Origin of the sequence: Aeromonas sp. ASNIH8 (assembly GCF_002919855.1) — a bacterium.
GTDB lineage: Bacteria > Pseudomonadota > Gammaproteobacteria > Enterobacterales > Aeromonadaceae > Aeromonas > Aeromonas caviae.
The window spans coordinates 38,607-51,546 of record NZ_PQLN01000002.1; the positions used below are offsets into that span (position 1 = coordinate 38,607).

Consider the following 12,940-nt stretch of genomic DNA (forward strand, 5'->3'; position numbering starts at 1 on the left):
CCACGACATGTATGACCGTTTGATCCCCCCCGAGCGCATTCACCCCTGGGGAGACGAAGACCTGCTGGAGGCGACGGAGCAGGACCGCACCCGCATCGTGCAGGCGGCGCCGGTGCGTCGGTTGCAGCAGAAGACCCAGGTCTTCCCGCTCGATGTGAAAGCCTCGGTGCGCAGCCGTCTCACCCATTCGCTGGAGGTGCAGGAGACCGGTCGCCAGATCAGTCGCCGTATCCTGGCGGCGCTGCCGGCCGGAGTGGTGTGCGAGGGGGCCTTCATCAATCTGGTGGAGATGTCCTGCCTGTTGCACGATGTCGGCAACCCGCCGTTTGGCCATTTCGGTGAGCAGGTGATGAGTCAGTGGCTTGCCCAGGAGCTGGACGGCCTCTTCGCCCGTGCCCACGACCAGTTGCCGAGCCCCCAGTGGGCAACCCTTCGCCAGGATCTGCTGGTGTTTGACGGCAATGCCCAGAGCCTGCGACTGGTGCACAGCCTCCATGAGCTGAACCTCACCCTGGGGCAACTGGCGGCGCTGTGCAAATACCCGCAGCAGCCCCTGCCGGGCCTGCACCATCCACAGGGCTATGGTCAGCACCACGGCTGGACCAGCAAGCGCGGCATCTTCTTCAGCGAACAACCCCTCTATCGTGCCCTCGGCCAGAGCCTGGGGCTGGCCGAGGGGTGCCGTCATCCGCTGGTCTACATCATGGAGGCGGCGGACGACATCTCCTACTGCATCGCCGATCTCGAGGATGCGGTGGACAGGCGCATCCTCACCCAGAGCGAGCTGCTGGCAGCCCTGCGCGAGGCGGACGAGGGCGGTTACATGGCCGATCTGCTCGATGAGGCGCTTGCCTCCGGTCGGGGGTTCTTCCCCCATTTTCGCCAGCATCTGACCCGGGATCTGGTGGCGCTTGCCGCCCATACCTATGTGGCCGAGCACGATCAGATCCTGAGCGGGGCCTATCCCCAGGCGCTGCTGCACGGCCAGGCTCCGGCAGCCCGGGTACTCGATACCCTCAAGCGGGTGGCTCGCGAGCTGGTGTTCATGCGCCCGGAGGTGGAGGCGCTGGAGCTGGAAGGCTATGCCGCCCTGCGCGGGGTGCTCTCCACCTACGCCTGCCTGCTGGCCCTGCCCGCCAGCCAGTTCGAGCGGCTGCTCGCAGGCAACGGCGGGAGCGAGCTCTTCTTTGCCCGGCGGCTGTTCCACCGCCTCTCTGCCCGCCACCTCAAGGCGTACCGGCTGGCGGTGGCGAGCCGGGATCCCCGTTTCGAAAAGGAGAGCGAGCAGGAGTGGTACTACCGGGTGCGGCTGCTGCTCGATTATGTGAGCGGCATGACGGATACCTATGCGCTGGAGGAGTTCCGGCTGTTGTCAGGGATTTGACTGAACCTCTTTTTGGCCGCATTCCACCCATATGGGTGGGAGAGATATTGCGTAAAATTCGGTGTTTTTTTACACTGCGGCAACTTGTTCAACTTTCACACGGTAAGGAGACGACCATGCAACATTCCATGTTCAACGTTGCGTTCGATCGCTGCTCTGGCAGCGCGAAGACTCGTGCTCTTTATTTGCCGCGTGGAGGGGACAGGTAACACCTGCTTTTTTCATCACCCGCGGTTGTCCCGCAGGGTGATCACCTCTCTCCGGGGGAACCGCACGTTCAACTGGAGAATATTATGTCTATCGAACTCGCCCTGCTGCGCCACGTAGAGACCCTGGTTCAAAAAAGGATCACCCGGCTGGAGCGTCGCGTCAGCTACCTGCATCTTTCACCTGCCCTGCTCAAAGACATCGGGCTGGAAGGCAAGGAAGTGCAGATCGCCCACATCCGTGAGCGGGAGTTTCAAACCGGTTTCCGGCTCGGGAACCGAATAACCTGAGGGGAGGGGGCCCGGCCCCCGACCTGGTGGATGGCAGGCCTGGGCCTGCCATTTTTCTTTCCTGATGAGCATTGTCTCAATTTAGTTGTCGCACATTGCGCCAAACACTCTATGATCCCCCTCCGTTTCGTATGGGAGTTGATAATGTTCCGCCGCTGCTGTCGTCTCATCCTGCTATGTGGTCTGGCTTTCTGGAGCCTGATGGTTGCGGCTGCGTCGGCGCAACTGGACCAGAGCAACTTCACCCTGGACGAACTGCACTGGCTTGCCACCCATGATGAACTGGTCGTCGGCATGCCTTCGGCGGCTTGGCCACCCTATGTCTATACCGATGGGCGCGGCAACTTCACCGGCCCCCTGGATGGGTTCGCCTCCCAGATTGCAGCCAGGCTGGGGGTGAGCCTTCGCTACCGTGCCTATGCCAACAATGCGGCGGTCCAGCAGGCCTTGCTGGATGGCAAGGTCGACATGTTGATCGGGGTGGCACCGAGCCCGACCCGCACCCTGCAGATGCAATTTACCTCCGAGCTGATGGCACTGCCCCGGGCCGTGCTGCTGACGGGGGGGCGGGAGAGCCTCTCCCTGGAGGAGGCCTATGGGGTGCGCTGGGTCTGCGTCTTCGGTGTCAGCGCCTGCGATGAGCTGCTGCGCCTTGGGATCTCGAACCTGATCACGGCCGACAGCCGGGACGAGGCGATCTTCATGCTCAAGGAGGGCAAGGCGGATGCCTACCTGGCCGAGCTGCCCATGCTGAACAGGCTGCAAGCCATGGCGGGCATGGCGCTGGCCAGGATCGACTGGATGAGGGATACCTCCCTCGCCATGGCCGTGGCGCCCAGGAATGATGTCTTGCAGGGATTGCTGGAGCGGGCCCTCGAGGATATCTCTCCCCTCGAGCGTCGCGCCATTCTGGAGGCGGGGGATATCCTCGACTATGCCCTGGTGAAAAGGAGCAGGGAGATCGTCTTCAATCCGCAGGAGCAGGCGTGGTTGCAAGCACATCCGGTCATCCGCTACGGGGTTGCCCCGGATTGGCCCGGGATGAGCGAGGTGGACGACAGGGGGCGGCTCAAGGGGCTCATTGCCGATCTGCTGACACTGATGAGCCAGCGTGCCGGGCTCCAGTTCACCCTGGTGCCGACCCGGAGCTGGGCCCAGAGCATGGCGCTCTTCCAGGATCGCAAGCTGGATCTCATCCCGGCCATGACTCCCACCGCGGAGCGTCAGCAGTTTGCCCGCTTTACCCCCAACTACGCGTCGATCAACCGGGTGGTCGTGGCGAGGCAGGGGATGGCCGAGCTCACCGCCGCCAGGGCACTGAAAGGGCACTGAAAGGGCACAGGGTGGGCATGGTGGGGGGCTCGGTGGAGCAGGTCTTGCTGAACGAGGTGGGGGCCATCGCCGTGCCGGTGGCCAGCGATGCCGAATTGCTGCCCCTGCTGGACCAGCAGAAGGTCGACTATGTGCTGATGAGCACCACCACCCTGGAGCAGTCGCTGCAAAAGGGATTCAGCGACCGCTACCAGGTGGTCTTCTCCGGCAGCGACCTGCGGGTACCCATCGCCATGGCGACCCAGTTGCAGGACCCCATGCTGCAGCAGATCCTCACCAAGGTGTTGATCGCCATTCCCCCCGACGAGCTCTCCGCCCTGGAGAAAAAGTGGCTCTCCCTGACCATACAGACGGGACTGGATCCGAAGACGGTGCTGCTCTGGTCCTCCCTTGGCGGCGGCATCTTCCTGCTCTGCCTCTTGCTGTTCATGGGCTGGAACCGGACGCTGCGCCGCCAGATCAGCCAGCGGCGGGAGGCCGAGCGGCGGCTCGAGGAGCAGCTGGTGTTTGTCCAGATGATGCTGGATGCCCTGCCCAACCAGGTGGTGCTGACCAACGAGCGCTATGAAGTGGCAATGACGAACCGGGCGTATCGGCAGATGTTCCTCGGCGGGGAGAATCTGACGGGCTCCTATGAGCGGTTGCTCCAGGATCGATTACCCGAGTCGATCCGCGCCAGGGTGATGGAGGAGGATGCCAGCGTCTGGGAGAGCGGAGAGGAGCTTCATGGCCGGGGCGAGATCCGGTTTGATGACGATCGCCTGCACCAGATGATCTACACCAAGCGGCTCTTTGCGGGGCCCGATGACAAGCGGCTCGGGATCCTGACCGTGCTGACCGACGTGACCGAGCTGGAGCAGGCGCGGTTTGCGGCCCAGGAGGCGCAGACCCGGCTGACCCAGATCACCGACAGCATGCCGGGTCTGGTCTATCAGTATCACTGGCTTGGGCCGGGCAAGGGGCACTTCCTCTACACCTCGCAAGGGGTCAGGGAGATGGTGGGGGTGGAAGAGGACCTGGTCGGCATGGCGGTCACCGGTGCCTCCATCCTGGGGCTGACAGGCAAGGCGCACCAGGACTTCGTGGCCACGGTGGATCGTCATGCCCTGAGCATGCAGCCGCTGGATCTCGAGGTGGAGATCCGGCGCCAGGGGGAGGCGGGCTATTTGCAGATCCGTGGTCACTTCGTTCACCAGGAGGGGCTTGAAGGGGTCATATTGAACGGCGTGGTGCAGGACATCACCAAGCTCAAGCGCCAGGAGCTGGAGCTGCGCCAGGCCAGGCGGGTGGCGGAGGAGGCGACCCAGGCGCGCAGCCGCTTCCTCGCCACCATGAGTCATGAGCTTCGCACTCCCATCTCCGGCATGCACGGCATGCTGGAGCTGCTGCAAATGAGCCCGCTGGATGACGATCAGCGCTACATGTTGCGCAATATCTCGACCTCCACCAACCACCTGCTCTATCTGGTGAACGACATCCTGGACTTCTCCAAGATGGAAGCCGGGCAGTTGCAACTGCATCCCCATCACTGCCGCCTGACCTCGGTGATTTGCGATGTCATCCGGGGACATGCGGCCCTGGCCTATGGCAAGGGACTCATTGTGACGCTGCGGTGGGGGAAGACGGTGCCGGATCTGGCCTGTATCGACGGGATCAGGGTGGGGCAGGTGATCTCCAATCTGTTGAACAACGCGGTGAAGTTCACCGAGGCAGGGGCGATCGCCATCCAGGTGGATTATGAAGACGACCGGCTGGCCTTCCGGATCCGGGATACCGGGATAGGCATCGCCCTGGAGCAGCAGCGCACCCTCTTCATCCCGTTCAAGCAGGTGGAGTCCGACACCAACCGCCGGTTTGGCGGCACCGGGCTCGGGCTTGCCATCTGTCATCAACTCACCCAGAAAATGGGGGGGAGCCTGACCCTGGAGAGTACCCCCGGAATGGGCACCTGCGTGACTTTCACGTTGCCTCTGGCCGAGTGCCAGTGGGAAGCGCCCCCCCTGACCGGCCAGGTATGGTGGTGGTTTGGGGAGGATGAGGGGCTGGAATCGGTGATGGCCAGGCTGGGCGCCAGACTGGTTCGCATGGAGGCACACCATTGGCAGCAGCCCCTCGAGGGGCATCTGCTGGCGCAGGAGAATCACCTGGAGCAGGCCCTTGGCAGTGACTGGCTGGCCTGTTTGCAGCGTTCGAACCTCAAGGGCATAGTACTCTCTCCCCATGAGGCCCTGCGGGGACGCATGGGTGGTGACGCCTGGTGGCGACTGGGACAATCGCCTCTCTATCCCGATCTGTTGCTGGAAACCTGCCAGTCACTGTTCAACCAGCAGGCGAGCCAGTCGATGGGGATGGAGGGGGGAGAAGCTCAAGGGGCGGGTGCTGGTGGCCGATGATCACCCCGTCAACCGGGCATTGCTGACGAGACAGCTCGCTATCCTGGGGCTCGAGTCCGAGGTGGTGGAAGATGGCGAGGAGGCGCTGCGCGCCTGGCAGGGGCAGGACTTCGCCCTGCTGCTGACCGACTGCCACATGCCGGTGATGGATGGCTATGCCCTCACGCGAGCCTTGCGGGATGCCGGGGACAGTGCTCCCATTATCGGGGTGACGGCCGATACCTCTGAGGAGGCGAGCCAACAGATGCGTGATGCCGGCATGAACGACATGCTGTTCAAGCCCTACAGCCTGGATGCCCTGAGCCAGACCCTGGGACGCTGGTTGCCGACTCAGGAAGAACAGCTCGCCTCGGAGGCGCCCCGGCAAGCCAGGGTTCAGCTGCCAGGCATAAGCTGGTTGACCCTGTTCGGGGATGAAGCGGTGGCACGCAGCATGGCCAGCGAATACCTGGAAGCCAACGAGCAGGATGGCGAGGACATGAGGCTGGCGCTGGCCAGCCAGGATACCCAGGCGCTGGTGGAGACGGCACATCGCATCAAGGGGGCCGCGCGCATGGTAGGACAGCAGGCATTGGCAGAGGAGGCGGCCCGGCTGGAGGCGGCGGCCAGATTGAAACAACTGGACAAGCTCGATGACCTGGCCAGGGCGGTACAGGCATTGATGGACTCTATCAGAGTTGAAACGGGGTTATGGCTCGATGAATAGCGCACGGCATGAGTTGGCGATCATGGTGGTGGAGGATCACAACTTCCAGCGCAAGGCCCTGATGCACCAGATCCGCGGACTGGGCTACGGCAACCTGCTGGAGGCGCAGGACGGGGAGGAGGCGCTGGCACAGTGCCAGCACCACAGGGTCGACATCCTGTTCTGCGATCTGCGCATGCCGGGCATGGATGGCATGGCGCTGCTGCGCCGCCTCTCCCTTGGCGGGTTCCGCGGCGGCATTGTGCTGTGCAGCGCCCTGGAGGATGACGTGGTCGATGCCGTGCTGCGCATGAGCCGGGCCTATGGCCTGCAGGTGCTGGGGCGCATCGAGAAACCCGCGTCTCCCCAGCAGATCGCGCAGCTCATCGGTGCCTGGCGGCCCCAGCAGGTGCGCAGCCAGGAAGAGGATGGTTATCACCTGACCCTGGATGAGCTGCGCCGGGCGCTGGATCAGGACCAGTTGCTGCCCTGGTATCAACCCAAGGTGGGTTTTCACAACGGGGAGTGGCTCGGCATGGAGGCGCTTGCCCGCTGGCAGCACCCCGAATATGGCCTTATCTCGCCGGCCCGTTTCATCCCGCTGGCGGAGCACAACGGGCTCATCGACCCGCTCACCGAGGTGATCATCGGCAAGGCGCTGCGGGACGGCCACTTGTGGGAGAAGACCGGGCTCTCCCTGAACCTGTCGATGAACCTCTCCACCACCTCCCTCATCGAGGGGGATCTGTGCAACACCCTGCTCAGCCACTGCCAGCGCTGGAGCATCAACCCCGAGCTCATCACCCTCGAAGTGACCGAGAGCGCCTTCGTCAAGGATCTCGGCAAATCGCTGGAGGTGCTGACCCGCTTGCGGATGCACGGTTTTGGTCTCTCCATCGATGATTTCGGGACCGGCTACTCCTCCATGCAGCAGCTCGCCCTGCTCCCCTTTACCGAGTTGAAACTGGACAGATCCTTCGTGGATCGCTGCTATGAAGATCCCTCTCGCCTAGCCATCATCGAGTCCAGCATCGAGCTGGCTCGCAAGTTGGGCTTGAAATCGGTGGCCGAGGGGGTCGAAGATGAGGCGACCTGGCAATTGCTGGCGAAGCTGGGGTGCGATCAATGCCAGGGCTTCTTCTCCGCCCGTCCCATGCCCCGCGAGGAGCTGATGGGATGGCATCAGGGTTGGCAGGCTCGTTTGCCCGCGCTCATCAGACGCTAATCCCGGGCAGGATGCCCGACGAATTCCAAGGATGGCCATGAAAATATCAAGCAAGTTGTTGTTGAGCTTCTGTTTTATCAACCTGCTCATCATTCTCTCCTCCGCCCTTGTCTATCATCAGCTCGGCCGGATCGAAGGCTCGCAAGATGCCTTGCTGGCCCAGGCCCTGCCCGCCCTGCAGCGGGACGAGGCGAGCCAGAAAGCCCTGATTGCCACCGTTTCATCCCTGCGGGCCTATCTCATCCTCGGCAAGGATCCGGCACAGGGTGATCGCATCAAGCAGGAGTGGGAAGAGGCCTGGCACGCCATCGAACGCCAGCGTTTCACCCCCGACCTGACCCGGGCACTCAAGGATTTCAAGGGGGCACAGTCACAGGTGTGGGCCCTGGCTCACACCGAAGAGAACCTGCCCGCCCACACCCTGATGCTGCTGGAGGCCGGCCCCCTGGCGGAGTCGGCCCTCGATCAGTTGCAGTCTTTTGCCAATGAAGAGGTGGCGACGCCCCAGGCGACGTTGCCCGGTGACAGGCGCCTGCTGCTCAAGCAGGTGGGGGATGCCTACAACAGCCTGGGCAATGCGCTCTCCGCCCTGCGGGATTTCCTCATCTCGGGGGAGAAGGAGTATCTGGACAAGTACCGGGACTACTACCAGTTTCACCAGCAGCGGGTGGCCGAGCTGAAGCAGCAAGAGGCCAACTTCACCGAGGCACAAAAGGGGCTCTGGACGCTCTTTGAAGAGATGTCTGCCCCCTTTGCCGAGCTGGTGGGCCAGGTGATCGAGAAGCGCCAGGCCCCGGACTGGGACAGGGCCAACCACCTGATGGCCACCGAGATAGAGCCCGCCCTGACCCGGCTGGCGGATCAGCTGGCGACCCAGGTGACCCATACCCGTGCCGAGGTGGACAAGATGGCGGGGGAGATGGCGGCCGCCAGTCAGACCATTCATCGCACCCTGCTGCTGGCCACCACCAGCGTCATCCTGCTGGGTACCCTGGTGGCCCTGCTGTTCAGCCGGCGCCTGACCCGGGACATCGCCAGCCTGGTGAAACGGGCGGGCCTGGTGGCCGATGGCCGCCTCCCCGTCACCCCCTTGCCCGTGCTTCGTCAGGATGAGCTGGGAGGGCTCACGGGCTCCATCAACCGGATGTCGGCACAGTTGCGCGAGCTGGTGGGGGAGATCCAGGGGGCGGTCGGTCAGGTGGAAGGGGCTGGCCGCGAGGTGGGCCAGACCACCAATGCCATCGTGGATGATCTGGCGAGCCAGAATCAGCGGCTCGATGCGGTGGCAGCCGCCATCGAGCAGATGTCGGTCAGTACCCGGGATGTGGCGGGCAACATTGCGGACGCGGCGGGAGCGGCTCGCCAGACCGAGCAACAGGCAAGGGAGGGGGAGCAGGCCCTCGCCCGCATGGGGACCACCATGGCGCAGATTGGTGACATGATTGCCCAGGCAAACCAGGCGATGACGCAGCTCAGCAGCCAGAGCGAGCAGGTGGGGAGGGTCACCGAAGTGATCGCCACCATCGCCGAGCAGACCAACCTGCTGGCACTCAATGCGGCCATCGAGGCGGCGCGGGCCGGTGAGCAGGGACGGGGATTTGCCGTGGTGGCCGATGAAGTGAGGCAGTTGGCCAGCCGCACCAGCGCATCGACCATGGAGATCAACCAGACCATTGCCAGCATCCAGCAGCAGACCCGGGAGACCGCGGATACCGTGGGCAGCGGTACCCTGCTGGTGGAGCTGGGGCGCGGCGCCGTGGCCTCGGTGACCGAGACCCTGGAGTCGATGGCGACGCTGGTGCAGGATCTCAGCGGCCAGCTTGCCGCCATCGCTACCGCCACCGAGCAGCAGTCAAGGGCGGCGCAGGAGGTGGCGGGCACGGTGGAGGAGATTGCCGGGCTCAGCCATCAGTCCAGCGAGCATGGCCAGCAGGGGGAGCAGATCGCCGCCCGCCTGACCCGGGAGACGGGGAGACTGACATCGGCCATCAGCCGCTTCGAACTGGATGCCTGACGCAAGGGAGAGAAAAACGGGGCAGACCTCTGGGTCTGCCCCGTTTTTTTCGGCCCGAAAACCTGGTGGTGGAAGGATGTACGACGCAGGTGCGGTCCTGACCGTTCGGGAGCAGGGGGATGGTGTCTTGTGTACTGCCCTGTGGCTCTTTCTGCCGGCAGGACGGGTCACTCCAGGCGGCGGAAGGCCTGGTTTTCGAAGCTGCTGCAGGTCTCCTGGTTGAGCAGGTTGACCAGCAGGATGGCCCGCTTTTCGCCATCCGGTTCCAGATAGATGGCTTCAAACCCGGCGAGGGGGCCGGATTCGATAAGTACCTTGTCTCCCTGGGTCGGCAGACGGGCGTAGCTGGCGCGCGCCTCGTCGCTGTCGTCCCGGCTCATGAGCCGGTAGATCAGCTGGCTGCTGACGGGGGTCCACTCCTTGCCGAAGTGGATGATGCGACTGATGCCCCGGGTCGATTTCAGGGTGACCGGGGTGACCTCTTCCAGATCCACGTAGATGAAGAGATAGTTGGGGAACATGGGCTCGCGCTGGGGCACGCGCTTGCCTCGCCGCAGTTTTTCAATCTCGACCATGGGGTAATAGGATTCAACGCCCTGGGCTGCCAGATGGGCGCGGGCGCGGGCCTCTTCCTTGGGTTTGCAGTAGGCCAGATACCATTTCTTCATTGTTGTTCTGTTTTTCGTGTTGCCGTGCTTCTGGCTATGATAACGGGGGTAAAAAAAAAGGCCACGCTTGACGTGGCCTTTTTTCCAGAGTGAGTGATTACCAACCTTTCACCAGACCGCCCTTGAACAGCTCGGTCCCCTTCTTGAAGACCTCGTCGGTCTGGAAGGACTGAACGAACTCCTTGACCTTCTCGTCGTCCTTGTTGTTCTCGCGAGCAACGATCAGGTTGACGTAGGGGGACTCCTTGTCTTCGACAAACAGGCCGTTCTCGGTCGGGGTCAGACCAATCTGACCGGCGAAGGTGTTGTTGATGATGGCCAGATCCACGTCTTCCAGGGAGCGCGGCAGTTGTGCGGCTTCCAGCTCGACGATCTTGAAGTTGCGCGGGTTGCTGGCGATGTCCAGTACGGTCGCTTCCAGACCGGCACCCTCTTTAAGCTTCAGCAGGCCCTGCTTCTCCAGCAGGATCAGGGAACGACCCAGGTTGGTCGGATCGTTCGGCACCGCGATCTGGGCACCGTCTTTCAGCTCGGACAGGGCCTTGACCTTCTTGGAGTAACCGGCTATCGGGTAGACGAAGGTGTTGCCGACCGGCACCAGCTTGAAGCCGCGATCACGGATCTGGGCATCCAGGTAGGGCTTGTGCTGGAAGGCGTTGACGTCGACGCTGCCGTCGTTCAGGGCCACGTTCGGGGTGACGTAGTCGGAGAAGGTGACCACTTCGACGGTCAGGCCGTATTTTTCCTTGGCAACCTTGGCCGCGGTCTCAACCAGCTCGGTCTCGGGGCCGGCGATGGCGCCCACCTTCAGGGTCTTGTTCTCTTCCTTCTGGCCGCAGCCGACCAGTACCAGGGTTGCCAGCAGCGCAGCTGCTGCGGATTTGATGCCCAATTTCATAAAAACCTCCTGTCAGAAATCGACGATTAACGATGATCACATTGTTTGACCAGGCGCTCACCCGCGCTCTGGATGAGTTGAACCAGCACCACCAGAATGACCACGGTGACCAGCATGACGGTGGGATCGAAACGCTGGTAGCCGTAGCGAATACCCACATCACCGAGACCACCGCCTCCGATGGCACCTGCCATGGCGGAGTAGTTCACCAGGGTGACGAGGGTGATGATGACGCTGTTGAGGATCCCCGGCAGGGCCTCGGGCAGCAGCACCTTGGCGATGATTTGCAGGGGCTTGGCCCCCATGGCCTTGGCCGCTTCCAGCAGGCCGTCAGGCACCTCCATCAGAGCCCCTTCCACCAGGCGGGCGATGAAGGGAATGCAGCCCACGGTCAGCGGCACGATGGCGGCGATGGTGCCGATGCTGGTGCCGACGATGAAGCGGGTCAACGGAATGATGGCGACCAGCAGAATGATGAAGGGCACCGAGCGACCGACGTTGACGATGACGCCCAGGACCTTGTTGAGCAGCGGATTGGCCAGGATCTGGCCCGCCTTGGTCACGTGCAGCGCCACGCCGAGCGGCAGGCCGAGCAGGCAGCCGAACAGGGCGGAGGCAAACACCATGATGAGGGTGTCGCCCAGAGCCGAAATCAGCAGATTAATCATTGCTTCGGACATAACCCATTACCTCCAGCTGAATGTGGTTGTCGATGAGGAACTGCTGGGTGGCCTCGCACTGGGCCTCGTCCCCGAACAGTTCCGCCAGCAGGAAGCCGAACTTGACGCCACCGGCGTATTCGATGTCTGCGCTCAGGATGCTGATGTCGATGTTGAAACGGCGGCTCGCCTCGGAAATCAGCGGCGAATCCACCGTGGTCCCGGTAAAGCCGAGCTTCACCAGGGGATAGCTGCCGGGCACCCGGTCGCTACTCATCCGATCCTGATACTCCTGAGGCACTTCCAGGTGGATGGTGGAGTGGATGAAATCCCGGGCCAGCTGGGTCTTGGCATTGCTGAAGAACCAGGCCACTTCCCCCTGCTCGATGAGACGGCCGTCGCTGATGATGGCCACTTCGTCGCAGATCCCCTTCACCACGTCCATTTCGTGGGTGATGAGCAGTATGGTGAGCCCCAGCTTGACGTTGATCTCCTTGAGCAGGGTCAGGATCGAGCGTGTGGTCTGGGGGTCGAGGGCCGAGGTGGCCTCGTCGCACAGCAGGACCTTGGGAGCCGGAGCCAGGGCACGGGCGATGGCGACGCGCTGCTTCTGGCCGCCGGAGAGCTCGGACGGATAAGCGTGGGCACGGGCTTCCAGCCCGACCAGGGCCAGCAGTTCGCTGACCCGGCTCTGGATCTTGTCCTTGCTCCAGCCCGCCAGTTCCAGCGGGAAGGCGATGTTGGCGGAGACGGTGCGAGAGGCCAGCAGGTTGAAGTGCTGGAAGATCATGCCGATCTGGCGGCGAGCCTGAGTCAGATCCCGCTCGCTCAGGGCGACCAGGTCCTGGCCATCGACGATGACCTGCCCCTCGGTGGGGCGCTCCAGCAGGTTGACGCAGCGGATGAGGGTACTCTTGCCGGCACCGGAGGCACCGATCACCCCGAAGATCTTGCCTTGGGGCACATGCAGGCTCACGTCACGCAGGGCGTGCACGGCATCACTGCCTTTACCGTAGACTTTGTTGAGACCGATCAACTTAATCATGGATTCTTCCGTGCTAACAGCCTTAAAGCACAGGGCGCTACAGGCGGGTAAATTGGGCAGAGGTTTCACTGGGTAGCTCTGTCATCATGGAGGATGATGCTAAGATGTCCGGATGGCTGTGTCAACGCATGTTTTTACGT

Annotated in this window: 11 protein-coding genes; 7 read left to right on the top strand and 4 right to left on the bottom strand. The window is 63.0% G+C overall.

The annotated features are described in order from the left end of the window. The first annotated feature begins 7 nt into the window (after positions 1-7). The 7 genes from dgt (at position 8) to C3418_RS00995 (ending at position 9,530) form a co-directional block, all read left to right on the top strand. Positions 8-1,384, top strand: a complete 1,377-nt coding sequence (gene dgt, locus C3418_RS00975; protein ID WP_043152541.1) for a dGTPase — start codon at positions 8-10, stop codon at positions 1,382-1,384. Between the two features lie 293 nt (positions 1,385-1,677). After that, the gene (locus C3418_RS00980; RefSeq protein WP_041211124.1) at positions 1,678-1,881 is read left to right on the top strand and encodes a hypothetical protein; all 204 of its coding nucleotides are present in this window, start codon (positions 1,678-1,680) and stop codon (positions 1,879-1,881) included. A 144-nt stretch (positions 1,882-2,025) separates the two neighbouring features. Continuing rightward, on the top strand, positions 2,026-3,213 hold the full coding sequence (locus C3418_RS24605) for a transporter substrate-binding domain-containing protein (protein WP_258039711.1): 1,188 nt from the start codon (positions 2,026-2,028) through the stop codon (positions 3,211-3,213). A 17-nt stretch (positions 3,214-3,230) separates the two neighbouring features. Then, the gene (locus C3418_RS24610) at positions 3,231-5,606 is read left to right on the top strand and encodes an ATP-binding protein (protein WP_235677357.1); all 2,376 of its coding nucleotides are present in this window, start codon (positions 3,231-3,233) and stop codon (positions 5,604-5,606) included. Beyond that, on the top strand, positions 5,596-6,312 hold the full coding sequence (locus C3418_RS24615) for a response regulator (RefSeq protein ID WP_235677329.1): 717 nt from the start codon (positions 5,596-5,598) through the stop codon (positions 6,310-6,312). The genes C3418_RS24610 and C3418_RS24615 overlap by 11 nt, the downstream gene beginning before the upstream one ends. After that, the gene (locus tag C3418_RS00990; protein ID WP_041214588.1) at positions 6,305-7,516 is read left to right on the top strand and encodes an EAL domain-containing protein; all 1,212 of its coding nucleotides are present in this window, start codon (positions 6,305-6,307) and stop codon (positions 7,514-7,516) included. Before C3418_RS24615 ends, C3418_RS00990 begins: the two co-directional genes overlap by 8 nt. A gap of 37 nt (positions 7,517-7,553) precedes the next feature. Beyond that, positions 7,554-9,530: a methyl-accepting chemotaxis protein gene (locus tag C3418_RS00995; RefSeq protein ID WP_103857809.1), complete on the top strand. Its 1,977-nt coding sequence runs from the start codon at positions 7,554-7,556 to the stop codon at positions 9,528-9,530. A 167-nt stretch (positions 9,531-9,697) separates the two neighbouring features. Here the strand turns inward: C3418_RS00995 and rfaH are convergent, their stop codons facing one another. The 4 genes from rfaH to metN form a co-directional block, all read right to left on the bottom strand. Beyond that, the gene (gene rfaH / locus C3418_RS01000; protein ID WP_010673182.1) at positions 9,698-10,198 is read right to left on the bottom strand and encodes a transcription/translation regulatory transformer protein RfaH; all 501 of its coding nucleotides are present in this window, start codon (positions 10,196-10,198) and stop codon (positions 9,698-9,700) included. A gap of 97 nt (positions 10,199-10,295) precedes the next feature. Then, the gene (gene metQ, locus C3418_RS01005; RefSeq protein WP_010673183.1) at positions 10,296-11,096 is read right to left on the bottom strand and encodes a methionine ABC transporter substrate-binding lipoprotein MetQ; all 801 of its coding nucleotides are present in this window, start codon (positions 11,094-11,096) and stop codon (positions 10,296-10,298) included. A 26-nt stretch (positions 11,097-11,122) separates the two neighbouring features. Next, positions 11,123-11,776, bottom strand: a complete 654-nt coding sequence (locus C3418_RS01010) for a methionine ABC transporter permease (protein WP_029313844.1) — start codon at positions 11,774-11,776, stop codon at positions 11,123-11,125. Then, a complete protein-coding gene (metN, locus tag C3418_RS01015) occupies positions 11,757-12,800 on the bottom strand; it encodes a methionine ABC transporter ATP-binding protein MetN (protein ID WP_039040957.1) in 1,044 nt (347 codons plus the stop codon). Before metN ends, C3418_RS01010 begins: the two co-directional genes overlap by 20 nt. Positions 12,801-12,940: the final 140 nt, after the last annotated feature.

What these genes read in the sequence shown, in the direction of transcription:
- rfaH (WP_010673182.1), bottom strand. Translation starts at nt 10,198, where the DNA reads ATGAAGAAATGGTATCTGGCCTACTGCAAACCCAAGGAAGAGGCCCGC.
- C3418_RS00990 (WP_041214588.1), top strand. Translation starts at nt 6,305, where the DNA reads ATGAATAGCGCACGGCATGAGTTGGCGATCATGGTGGTGGAGGATCAC.
- C3418_RS01010 (WP_029313844.1), bottom strand. Translation starts at nt 11,776, where the DNA reads ATGTCCGAAGCAATGATTAATCTGCTGATTTCGGCTCTGGGCGACACC.
- C3418_RS00995 (WP_103857809.1), top strand. Translation starts at nt 7,554, where the DNA reads ATGAAAATATCAAGCAAGTTGTTGTTGAGCTTCTGTTTTATCAACCTG.
- metQ (WP_010673183.1), bottom strand. Translation starts at nt 11,096, where the DNA reads ATGAAATTGGGCATCAAATCCGCAGCAGCTGCGCTGCTGGCAACCCTG.
- C3418_RS24605 (WP_258039711.1), top strand. Translation starts at nt 2,026, where the DNA reads ATGTTCCGCCGCTGCTGTCGTCTCATCCTGCTATGTGGTCTGGCTTTC.
- C3418_RS00980 (WP_041211124.1), top strand. Translation starts at nt 1,678, where the DNA reads ATGTCTATCGAACTCGCCCTGCTGCGCCACGTAGAGACCCTGGTTCAA.
- metN (WP_039040957.1), bottom strand. Translation starts at nt 12,800, where the DNA reads ATGATTAAGTTGATCGGTCTCAACAAAGTCTACGGTAAAGGCAGTGAT.
- dgt (WP_043152541.1), top strand. Translation starts at nt 8, where the DNA reads ATGTATGACCGTTTGATCCCCCCCGAGCGCATTCACCCCTGGGGAGAC.
- C3418_RS24610 (WP_235677357.1), top strand. Translation starts at nt 3,231, where the DNA reads ATGGTGGGGGGCTCGGTGGAGCAGGTCTTGCTGAACGAGGTGGGGGCC.